Genomic DNA, 10,436 nt, shown 5'->3' with positions numbered 1-10,436 from the left:
GCGGTGAAACGACTCCGGTATTGCCGGAAGACCACGGCAACGGCGGCCGCAACCAGCATTTTGTCGGAATCTGTGGTATGGAGTTGCACAATCGAGACGTGCGGACGGACGTCAGGGAGCTCGGCGCGCTCGTGGGTGACATCCTCTCCGCGCAGACCTCCACGGAGGCGTACGAGACGGTGGAAGACCTGCGGAACGCGGCGATCCAGTACCGGCGCGGCGACGCGGAGAGCCGCGACCGGCTCCACGATACCGTCGGGGGTCTCTCGTCGAACCGCGAGGAGATCGTCGCCCGCGCCTTCACCACCTACTTCGAGTTGATCAACCTCGCCGAGGAGCGCGAGCGGGTCCGCGCCATCCGGAACGCCGACGACGGGGGGGCCCTGCACGACTCGTTCGAGGCGACGATCGCGGAGTTCGCCGAGCAGGGCGTCGAGGCGGACGAGCTGCGCGAGCTCTTACAGGACGTGCTCATCGAGCCGACGTTCACCGCCCACCCGACTGAGGCCCGCCGGGCGACGGTGAAGGCGAAGCTCCGGTCGATCGCGAATCACTTGGAGGAACTCGACGAGCGCAACCTCACCGAGCGCGAGCGGAACGCGATCTGGCGGGACGTCACCGCCGAGGTGACGAGCCTCTGGGGAACCCGACAGGTGCGTCAGCGCCGTCCGGAGCCCGAAGACGAGGCGCGCAACGTCGGCTGGTACCTGGAGAACACCCTCTTCGACGTCGTCGGCGACGCCTACGAGGAGTTCGAGGAGACGATCTCGAGCGAGTACGACGACGTCGACTGCCCGAAGCTGTTCGAGTTCCGATCGTGGGCGGGCTCGGACCGCGACGGGAACCCCTTCGTCACGCCCGAGGTCACCGACGAGACGCTCGAACGCCAGCGGGCGGTCGCCATCGAAAAGTACCGCGACCGGTGTAAGCGGCTCTCCGCCGTGCTGAGCCAAGACGGCGACCGGTACGCGATCGACGACCGGCTCATGGAGTCGCTCGCCGCCGACGCCGAGCGGTTCCCGACCGTCGTCGAGGAGGCCCGCGATCGGTACCCCGACGAGCCGTACCGCCAGAAGCTCCGCCTGATGCGCGAGCGGCTCGACCGCGTCGACGACGTGCGACCCGGCGAGTACGCCGACGGCGACGCGTTCCTCGCCGATCTCGACGTGATCGCCGAGTCGCTCGCGGCCGACGGACAGGACGCTGTCCGCGAGTCGTTCGTCGAGCCGTTCCGTCGACAGGTGGACACGTTCGGCCTCACGCTCGCCTCGCTGGACCTCCGAGACCACCGCGAGAACCACACCGAGGCCGTCGCCGAGGCGGTCGCGAGCGAGGGGGTCGACTACCGCGAGATGGAGGAGGCGGCCCGCGAGGAGTTCCTCACCGAGGCCATCCTCCAGGACGGTCCCGTCATCGACCCCGACGAGCCCGGGGACGTCTCCGAGACGACCGAACGCGTGCTCAAGCGGTTCAGCGAGCTCGCCGGATGGCAGGAGGAGTACGGCCAGCAGGCGATCGACACCTACTGCATCTCGATGACGGAGGAGCCGAGCCACGTGCTCGAAGTGCTCTTCTTGGCCGACCAGGCCGGCGCCGTTTCGCTGCCGGACCACTGCGGGCTCGACGTGGTTCCCCTGCTGGAGACCGAATCCGCGCTCAACGGCGCCGAGCGCATCCTCGGCACGCTGTTCGACAACGAGGCGTACGCGACCGCGCTGAACGTCCGCGGGGACGTCCAGGAGGTGATGCTGGGCTACTCCGACTCCAACAAGGAGAACGGGTTCCTCGCCGCCAACTGGGACCTCTACGAGAACCAGCGCCGAATCGCGCGGTTCTGCCGCGAGGAGGACGTCACGCTCCGGCTGTTCCACGGCCGCGGCGGCTCCATCTCGCGCGGCGGCGGTCCGATGAACGAGGCGCTGCTCGCGCTGCCGAACGAGACCGTCACCGGACAGGTGAAGTTCACAGAGCAGGGCGAGGCGATCGCCGAGAAGTACGCCAACCCGCGGATCGCCGAACGAGAGCTCGAACAGATGCTCGACGCGCAGATCCGCGCCCGCCACGAGGCCAACGCGGAGCCCACCGAAGACGTTCCCGAGGCGTGGGTCGACGCGATGGAGACGCTGGCGCCCGCGGCCCGCGAGACGTACCGCGACCTGCTGAACACCGACGGATTCGTCGACTACTTCGGACAGGCGACGCCTATCTCCGTCGTCGAGGACCTCAACCTCGGTTCCCGGCCGGCTTCGCGCTCCGGCGAGCGCACCGTCGAGGACCTCCGCGCCATTCCGTGGGTGTTCTCGTGGACCCAGACGCGGCTCATCCTCCCCGGCTGGTACTCGCTCGCCTCCGGCATCGACGCCTACCTCGACGAGGCCGGCGAGACGGACGGGCTGGAGACGCTCCGCGAGATGTACGAGGAGTGGCCGTTCTTCCGTACCACCCTCAACAACGCCGGGCTCGCGCTCGCCCGCACGGAGCCGGAGATCGCCACCAGGTACGCCGACCTCGCCGACGACGAGCTCCGCGAGCGGTTCTTCCCCGAGCTGATAGGGGAGTACGAGCGCGGACGCGAACTCATCCTCGAAATCAGCGGTCGCGACCAGCTCCTCCGGCGCGAATGGCTCGAGGAGAGCCTCGACCGGCGGAACCCCTACGTCGACCCGCTGAACCTGCTGCAGGCGAACCTGCTCGGACGCACCCACCGCACCGAAGCGGAGGAGCGCACCCTTCGGCTCACCGTCAACGGCATCGCCGCCGGGATGAAGAACACCGGATAACGCCTCCCGCGTCCGACGTCCCGTCTCTCGAGCTTCGTTTTTGACGCGCGAACCGCGTGCCAGACGACCCCCTTCCGTAGCCGAGACGACGTCACGCCTGAGACGCCGCTCGGACAAATTTGATATAGCGTTATTTGGTGTATTACGATAAACAGAGACTGGAGGCCGTCAGGAACCGGAACGTCGAGAAGGTCGACGAGAGGCGACGTGATGGCTGACGAGGGGTGACAGAGGAGAAAGCAACGTCGAACGCCCGGTCCTCGAAAAGTGACGGGTCGAGAGCGGCGGCTCGGCGGGAAGACGCGGACTCGAAAAGCGACCGGCGATCTACGCGTAGCGTTCGAGTTCCGGGCGGTCGAGGTCCGCTAAAACGTCGGCGGCGACCTCGGAGAGGAACGCCTCGCCCTCGTCAGAGACGCGACGGCCCTCGCCGGCGGCGGTCGTGACGAGCCCCTCCTCCTCGAGCGCCTGCAGCGACGCGCGGATGATCTTGCGGGAGCCGGCGGAGTGACGGCCGGGTCGGACGGAGTAGCGGTTCGAGCCGCGCTTCTTCGAGCCGTACTCGGTGGCGAGTCGCTCGATGCCGACCGGCTCGTTCTGGGCGAGCTTCCGGAGGAGGCTGGCGGAGCGCACGTACCAGAAGTCGTCCTGTTCCGGCGGGAGCTCGTTGCCAGACCCGCTCTTGGCGAACTCGACCCACTCGGGCTCGTCGATCCGGTCCTCGAGTCGTGCGGCGACCTCCTCGATGAGGGCGTCCGCCGGCACGTCGTAGATGGTTACCATTGAGTACCGATTTACCCTAGCGTCGTTTAAACCCATCGTATCGGGAGGAACCCTGTTAGCCGTTTTCACGGGGTTACGGGCTTCTACAGGGGACCTCGGGGACGGGAAACCCGGGCGACGGCGCTACTCGATGTACTCGTACTTCCGCTCGTTCATCCGGCCCCAGCCGGTGAAGACGAACTCGCCGTCCGGTTGGGTGAACTCCTCGATCTCGCGTTCCACGTCCATGTCGTACTCGTGGACGTCGTGGACGTCCTCGTACTCGGCCCACGTGAGGTCGTAGCGGGCCGCGAGCTGGTCGTCGATGTCGAGCTTCTCGATCTCCGCGCGCCAGCCTTCGCGGACCGTCTCCGCGTGGATCTCTGCCTGCGCTCCGGAACCGTACGACGCGACGAGCAGCGTCTCGCCCACGAACGACCGGTCGCGAGTTAGAGCGTCGCGCAGCGCGCTGACGCGGGCGATGTGGACGGAGCTCGTGTACCAGTTCCCGACCTCTCGAGAGAGCCCCAGCGTCGGCTCCACGACGGTGTCGTACCACGTCTGGTACTGCTCCGTGGTCTTCAGCTTGTCCATGTAGTCGCTGATGGCCTCTTCGTAGGCCGCGCGGTCGACGAAGTTCGCCTCGCGGGGCTGACGGCCGATCTCCTCGGCGAGTTCGTCCTCGTGCTCCGTGTCGCGGATGACGTGGCGGTACGCCAGCAGCGCCGCCTTCCGGACCATTCCCGGGAACGGCGTGTGGAACGGGGCGTACGCGAAGTCGTCGAGTTCGATGTCGTCCGTGACCGACTCGTAGTCTTCCAGCGCCTCTCGCATCCGGGCGAGGTACACCTGCACGGACCGTTTCCCGTCGACGCTGGGGAACTGCTGGTTCGGCTTCAGGAAGTCCGTCTCGTCCTTCGACCCGTATCCCTGGTCCGTCGAGAGCGCCACGATGGAGGGGTCCTCGTCGATCAGCATCGCGACGGCGCCGGCGCCCTGCGTCGCCTCGCCGGGGTCGCCTCGGGCGTAGAGCGCGGTGTCGGTCGTGATGACGATCGCGGGACGGTCGCGGTTCCGCCCGGCGCGGATCCAGTTGTACGCGTCGTCGATGGCCTGCGTGCCGGCGAGGCAGGCGAACTTCCGCTCGCCCTTGTTGGCGTGGGTGAAGTCGCCGTCGTACACCTGCTCCAGACAGCCCGCGATGTACGTCGACACCGGCTTCGAATGGTCGAACGCCGACTCCGTGGCGACGTCGATTCGACCGATATCTGCCGGCTCCAGTCCCCTCCGGTCCATCAGTCGTTTCGCGGCGTTCGCGCCCATCGTGACGATGTCCTCGTAGACGTCCGGGAACGAGGAGTTGTTGAGCCCGAGTCCCTTCGTGTACTTCTCCGGGTCGTCGCCCTTCTCGGGGGCGAAGGTGCCCGGTAAATCGAGCTTGAGCTTTCCGGTCCAGATTTCGACGGCGTCGATGCCCACTTCGGTCATACACGGTCGTTCATGCGGCCGGCATATGGGCTTGTCGATGGGGTATTACGTCGATCGTTGAACCGAGCTTGAACGATTTCGCTCGTTGAGTTCGAGTGGTCCCGCTCGCACTACGAAACTGGATGCCGATACTATCCGCTGTAAGTTACGTCCCGGGTTACGGTGGTCCGATTCCCATCAGTATCGGTCACAGTGAGCCGGATTGTGTACGTCTGATCATTGGGATTACCCTCTTCGCTCACTCGGTCGGTGGCAGAGGCAGTCCCGCCGCTCACATCAGTGGTAACGTCATTCTCGACTGTTCCGGACTGATCGATCAGTTCGACGGTGACCGTGTCGAGGTTGTTCCCTCCGTCGCTCACTTCCCACGTAACGTCGAATCTGGCTTGTTTACCGCTCTGATCCGTCACATCGAATCTGTTGACCTGTGGGTCGTTGCTGCCGCTGCCGTCATCACCGTCACTACCGCCACCACTACCACCAACTGCTCCATCAGCATTCTGAACCGGTTCTTCAGGCGCTTCTTGCACTCCAACAGTATCTACTGTCAGATCGTCTTCGGTCGTGTTGAGCGTCAGATTGTAGACGCCGTCGCCGTTCGCGTCGTCCGAAACCCCGTCGTAGACATCGCTATCCGTCGGGAGGTCGGTCTCGGTTTCCCAGTCGTCTTCGCTCAGTCGCGTCGGAACGGTGACGGTGAGGTTATCTTCAGGAAGCGTCTCGGTGACGCCCTCTGCCGGACGAAATTCGAGCGTCACTCGACCGGTTCCACTTCGTCGGAACTCGTTCTGGAGGGCGACGATCCGTACCTCTCCACCCTCGCTGACGAGTTCTTGGTCTTCGATCACCGCGATTCCGCCTCCCTCGTCGCGGGCGTCGGCGTAAAGCACGGAAGCGTCGTACCACGTCGGCGACTGGTCGAGTTCGTTGTAGCCCGGCCGGTACTGGAGGAACCTCGTCGGGACGGTCTCGATCACCGTGCCGTTGGAGGCGTACGCGATTGTGATTGGATACGACTCGGTCGTCCGTATCGTCCCAGCTGGATCTGGCGGGTTGATAGCGAAGAGTCTACTCGAGTAGCTAGCACCCAGCCGGACCGTCTGATACTGCGGCCGGTCGGTGCTGCCGGCTTGCAGAATCCCTGCTCTGAGCTCGACGAGGTCGTTCCGTACCTCCTCGAAGTGCTCGAACTCCGTCTGTCCGTTCTGTTGCGGGACCACCTGCACCTGATACAGCGAGAGCGCCAAGATCAGAAAGCCGAACAGGATCACGGTCCCGATCACGACCGACTGTCCCCGGCGGTCGCGGCTGAAGCGCATTGCGAGATGTCGAATCCGGACGGATATAAAAGGCTCCGGCCGGCGTCTCAGTCGCGATAACCGCCCGTCGTCGACGCCCGTCGATCGCGACGGTCAGGCGACGCCGACTCGGCGGCCCGCCGGAGAGAAAACGAACGCCGGAGCGACGCCGTCACCTCGTCCAACGGATCTCGTACTCCAGCTCGTACCGTTCTTCGCCCGTTTCCGAGTCGGTGAGCCGTTCGAGTTCGACCTCGAACAACGGGTTGTCGGGGATCTCGACGTCGACCTCGTCGGTCGCGTCCGTCAGGTGCACGGACCCGGCTTCGATCTCCTCGGCCGCAGCGACGAGCGCGTCGGCGATGTCGGCTCTCGTCGTCGATTCCTCCGTCTTGAAGAGCTGCTCTTCGGGCATGGTTTCAGATGAAAGTTTATTCCGCACTGACATAACTCCGAGAGGCTGTTCTCACGCGGTGGCAGCGCGAACGTCCCCGCTCACTCGCCGCTCGCTCCCCGCCGCGCCGTCAACCACGCCGACGCGACGGCCACGGCGCCGGCGAATCCGCCGAGCAGCACCGCCTGCGTCCAGTTGAAGGCGAGGAGCGTCCCCGCGGCCGGCGTGACGATGAGGAACGTGATCACGAGAGCGCCGACCGTCGAAGCGAGCGGAGGCGACTCGTCCGAGTCCGTCATACCCGAGTCGGTCATGTCCGAGGCTGTCGCCGCCGGGCGATAAACCGGCCGATCGGCCGACGCTGGCGAAGCGGTCACGGGAGAGAAACGGGCGGCTACCCCGTATATAAATTGTATATCGCGATATCAAATTGGCTTCGCGGTGCTCGCCCCGCCTCCCGACCGGTCCGTTTTTGCGCGCGGCGGGTGTCCCGGCGCACATGGCGAAACAGCCGCACCTGCTGATCGAGGAGGGCGACGTCCACGAGATCGCGATCATTCCGGGGGATCCGGGTCGTGTCGACCGGATCGCGGACCGCTGTGACGACAGCGAGCTCGTCTCGCAGAACCGCGAGTACAAGATCGTCAACGCGAGCTACGAGGGGACCGACCTCACGATCTGCTCGACCGGGATCGGCTGCCCGTCGGCCGCGATCGCGGTCGAGGAGCTCTCGCGGGTCGGCGTCGAGACGTTCCTCCGGTGTGGCACCTGCGGCGCGCTGCAGGTGGACATGGAGGTCGGCGACATGGTCGTCGCGACGGGCGCGGCCAAGGAGGAGGGAACGAGCAAGCGCTACGAGTCGGCGAACTACCCCGCGGTCCCCGACTACGACGCGCTGCGCGAGCTCATCGACGCTGCCGAGGAGAACGGCGAGGACGTCCACGTCGGCCCGATCGTCTCGGACGACGCCTACTATAACGAGAGCGACGAGTACGTCGCCGACTGGAACGAGGCGAACCTCCTCGCGATCGAGATGGAGGCAGCGACCGTCTTCGCGCTGGCGCGCCGCAAGGGGCTGCGGGCCGGCGCGATCTGCACCGTCGACGGGAACCTCGTCGCGGGCACGCAGAAGGGCGCGGACTCGGACGACGAGCTGCCGGAGAAGGCTAAAGACAACGTCGAGCGCGCGATCCAGATCACGCTGAACGCGGTCACCGCGCTGTAAGGCCGACTCTCCGCACCCCTCCGGTCACCCGTCTTCCGCTCTGAACTCCACCAGCGTCAGCTCCCGGTCGAGTGCGCACTCGTCGTGGGGCGGCTCCCCGAGGACCTGGTCGATCACGCGCTCCTCGTCGAAGTCGGCCCCGTCGGGGACGCAGTACCCGTGACTCGGGCACTCCGTGTGCGGACACGGCCCCGCGAGCGACACCCGACTGCCGGCGTACGCCTGTTTCGACGGGACGTTCGCGGGGACGGGAGCGGGCTCGACCTCGACCGCCCGGACGCCGGCGTCGTGGACGGCGCAGTCGAGGACCTGTGCGTTCTCGCGGATACCCGTCACGCGGTACCGGGTCCCCTCGGAGAGGTTGAGGCACTGACTCCGGTAGGGACACCCCTCGCAGTCGGGCGACTCCCCCTCGTAGACGAACTCGCGGCCCGTGTCCGCGAGCCGCGTGCCGATGAGCGTGACCGTGGTCATGGGCGACACGAGGCTCCGAGAGGCCGTAAGCCTCCCGCCTCGCGAGCGGGGCCCGGAGAGGAAGACACATGCCCGGCCCCCGGCAACGACGACCGAACGATGATCGCGGCGCTGGCACGGGACGCGAAACGGGCGGCCGAGCGGTCCGACGAGCGGCGCGTTCTCGTGCTGGCCGGGGACCGCGACCGCGGGGTCGACGCGGCCTACGACGCGATCGAGGCGGTCGGCGGGGAGAGCGACGACGCGTCGGCGTCGATCGTCTCCACCCGCGAGGGGTTCCGGTTCGAGGAACACCGGCCGCGGAACGCTGACCGACTGTTGGGCCGGACCCGCGAGGTCGTCGTCCTCGACTGTCACGAGCAGTTCGTCCCGAACGCGCTCGGGCGGTGCGTCGGCGCGGTCGACGGCGGCGGGCTCCTCGTCCTCCTGACGCCCGCGCTCGACGAGTGGCCCGGGGTCCGCGACCGCTTCGACGAGTCGCTGGCGGTCCCGCCGTACGGCGTGGACGACGTGAGCGGCCGGTTCCGCGATCGGCTCGTCGAGACCCTGCGCACGCATCCGGGGATCGCGATCGTCTCGCTGGACGCGGACGGAGCCGAGGGCGACGTCGTCGAACGCGACGCGCTTACCGGAGAGGCGATGCCGACAGGGGAGGCGGGAGAAGGGGCCGCAGCCGGTCGCGAGCCGGCCGTCCCGCCGGACGCGACGTTCCCCGCCGCGGCGTACGAGGCGTGTCTCACCACCGATCAGGCGCGCGCGGTGCGGGCGTTCGAGGCGCTCGCGACCCCAGGCAACGCGATCGTCGTCGAGGCGGACCGCGGGCGCGGGAAGTCGAGCGCGGCGGGGCTCGCGGCCGGCGCGCTCGCCCTCGCGGGCGCCGACGTGCTCGTCACCGCACCGGCGGCCCGCAACGCGGCGGAGGTGTTCGCGCGTGCGAGCGAGCTGATCGGAGCGAGCGAGGACGGAGACGCCGAAGCGGGCGGGGTCCGCCGAATCGACGCGCCGAGCGGCGGGCGCGTTCGGTACCTGCCGCCGGCCGAGGCCGCGGAGCTGCCCGGCGGTCCGGACGTCGTCGTCGTCGACGAGGCGGCCGCGCTCCCGGTACGGCTGCTTGAGAGCTTCCTCGACGAGCGGCTCTCCGTCGCGTTCTGCACCACGGTCCACGGCTACGAGGGGGCCGGCCGCGGGTTCGCGATCCGGTTCCGCGAGCGGCTGCTCGACGGCCCGCTCACGGTGCGCGATGTCCGGCTCGACGAGCCGATCCGGTACGCCCGGAACGACCCGGTCGAGGCGTGGGCGTCGCGGGCGCTCCTGCTCGACGCGCGGCCGGCGGTCGACGAGGCGGTCGCGGACGGCGCGGTCGCGGCGGCGACGTATCGGGCGCTCGCTCCCGACGAGCTGCTCGCGGACGAGACGCTCCTCGGGGAGGCGTTCGGGCTCCTCGTCGCCGCTCACTACCGCACCGAGCCGAACGACCTCGCGCGCCTGCTGGACGCGCCGAACCTCTCGACGCGGGCGCTCGTCGCAGACGGGCGGGTCGTCGCGGTCGCGCTGCTGGCTCGGGAGGGCGGGATCGACGCCGAGACTCGTCGGGCGATGTACGAGGGCGAGCGAGTTCGCGGCAACATGGTCCCCGACGTGCTCACGAGCCAACTCCGCGACGAGGGCGGCGCCGAGCCGCGAGGGATTCGGACCGTCCGGATCGCGACCCACCACGCCCTCAGGGACGCGGGGTTCGGCTCCCGTCTGCTCGACGAGGTCCACGCCGAGTTCGGTGGGGAGGGCGGTGAGGGCGACGGCGCGGACGGCGGCGATCGGGACGGCGTCGACTACTTCTCGGTCGGCTACGGCGCGACCCCGCGCCTGCTCCGGTTCTGGCGGCGGGCTGGCTACCGGACCGTCCACCTCTCGACCTCGCGCAACGACGCGTCCGGCGAGCACTCGGCGATCATGCTTCGGCCGGCGACCGGGGTCGGCCGCGACATGCTCTCCCGCCACGCCGTCGCCTTCCGAGA

At 67.9% G+C, this 10,436-nt stretch carries 9 protein-coding genes; 3 read left to right on the top strand and 6 right to left on the bottom strand.

The genetic code is table 11. From position 1 onward, the window contains the following. Nucleotides 1-77: 77 nt before the first annotated feature. On the top strand, nt 78-2,780 hold the full coding sequence (gene ppc / locus R6U01_RS06060) for a phosphoenolpyruvate carboxylase (protein ID WP_410285565.1): 2,703 nt from the start codon (nt 78-80) through the stop codon (nt 2,778-2,780). A gap of 327 nt (nt 2,781-3,107) precedes the next feature. Here the strand turns inward: ppc and R6U01_RS06055 are convergent, their stop codons facing one another. From R6U01_RS06055 to R6U01_RS06035, 5 genes are all read right to left on the bottom strand, one after another. After that, the gene (locus R6U01_RS06055) at nt 3,108-3,563 is read right to left on the bottom strand and encodes a 30S ribosomal protein S19e (protein ID WP_410285564.1); all 456 of its coding nucleotides are present in this window, start codon (nt 3,561-3,563) and stop codon (nt 3,108-3,110) included. A gap of 123 nt (nt 3,564-3,686) precedes the next feature. Next, complete coding sequence (gene hmgB / locus R6U01_RS06050) at nt 3,687-5,030, bottom strand: hydroxymethylglutaryl-CoA synthase (protein ID WP_410285563.1); 1,344 nt, start codon at nt 5,028-5,030, stop codon at nt 3,687-3,689. Nucleotides 5,031-5,161: 131 nt separating this feature from the next. Then, on the bottom strand, nt 5,162-6,349 hold the full coding sequence (locus R6U01_RS06045) for an Ig-like domain repeat protein (protein WP_410285562.1): 1,188 nt from the start codon (nt 6,347-6,349) through the stop codon (nt 5,162-5,164). A 151-nt stretch (nt 6,350-6,500) separates the two neighbouring features. Beyond that, nucleotides 6,501-6,743 (bottom strand): amphi-Trp domain-containing protein, encoded by a 243-nt coding sequence (locus R6U01_RS06040; protein ID WP_410285561.1) that lies wholly within the window; start codon nt 6,741-6,743, stop codon nt 6,501-6,503. Between the two features lie 80 nt (nt 6,744-6,823). After that, the gene (locus tag R6U01_RS06035) at nt 6,824-7,021 is read right to left on the bottom strand and encodes a hypothetical protein (protein WP_410285566.1); all 198 of its coding nucleotides are present in this window, start codon (nt 7,019-7,021) and stop codon (nt 6,824-6,826) included. 200 nt (nt 7,022-7,221) lie between these two features. On the opposite strand from R6U01_RS06035, the gene R6U01_RS06030 reads away from it, so the two are divergent. Continuing rightward, a complete protein-coding gene (locus R6U01_RS06030) occupies nt 7,222-7,947 on the top strand; it encodes a nucleoside phosphorylase (protein ID WP_410285560.1) in 726 nt (241 codons plus the stop codon). Nucleotides 7,948-7,971: 24 nt separating this feature from the next. Here R6U01_RS06030 and R6U01_RS06025 read toward each other — a convergent pair whose 3' ends face one another. Then, nucleotides 7,972-8,421: a UPF0179 family protein gene (locus tag R6U01_RS06025; protein WP_410285559.1), complete on the bottom strand. Its 450-nt coding sequence runs from the start codon at nt 8,419-8,421 to the stop codon at nt 7,972-7,974. Between the two features lie 99 nt (nt 8,422-8,520). Between R6U01_RS06025 and tmcA the strand changes: the two genes are divergently transcribed. Further along, on the top strand, nt 8,521-10,436 hold a 1,916-nt coding region (gene tmcA, locus R6U01_RS06020), incomplete at its 3' end, for a tRNA(Met) cytidine acetyltransferase TmcA (protein WP_410285558.1).

Origin of the sequence: Halorubrum sp. (assembly GCF_046498025.1) — an archaeon.
Taxonomy (GTDB): domain Archaea; phylum Halobacteriota; class Halobacteria; order Halobacteriales; family Haloferacaceae; genus Halorubrum.
The sequence above is the reverse complement of the archived record's forward strand: the minus strand, read 5'-3'. Positions and strand labels throughout refer to the sequence as shown.

What these genes read in the sequence shown, in the direction of transcription:
- ppc (WP_410285565.1), top strand. Translation starts at nt 78, where the DNA reads ATGGAGTTGCACAATCGAGACGTGCGGACGGACGTCAGGGAGCTCGGC.
- R6U01_RS06055 (WP_410285564.1), bottom strand. Translation starts at nt 3,563, where the DNA reads ATGGTAACCATCTACGACGTGCCGGCGGACGCCCTCATCGAGGAGGTC.
- hmgB (WP_410285563.1), bottom strand. Translation starts at nt 5,030, where the DNA reads ATGACCGAAGTGGGCATCGACGCCGTCGAAATCTGGACCGGAAAGCTC.
- R6U01_RS06045 (WP_410285562.1), bottom strand. Translation starts at nt 6,349, where the DNA reads ATGCGCTTCAGCCGCGACCGCCGGGGACAGTCGGTCGTGATCGGGACC.
- R6U01_RS06040 (WP_410285561.1), bottom strand. Translation starts at nt 6,743, where the DNA reads ATGCCCGAAGAGCAGCTCTTCAAGACGGAGGAATCGACGACGAGAGCC.
- R6U01_RS06035 (WP_410285566.1), bottom strand. Translation starts at nt 7,021, where the DNA reads ATGACGGACTCGGACGAGTCGCCTCCGCTCGCTTCGACGGTCGGCGCT.
- R6U01_RS06030 (WP_410285560.1), top strand. Translation starts at nt 7,222, where the DNA reads ATGGCGAAACAGCCGCACCTGCTGATCGAGGAGGGCGACGTCCACGAG.
- R6U01_RS06025 (WP_410285559.1), bottom strand. Translation starts at nt 8,421, where the DNA reads ATGACCACGGTCACGCTCATCGGCACGCGGCTCGCGGACACGGGCCGC.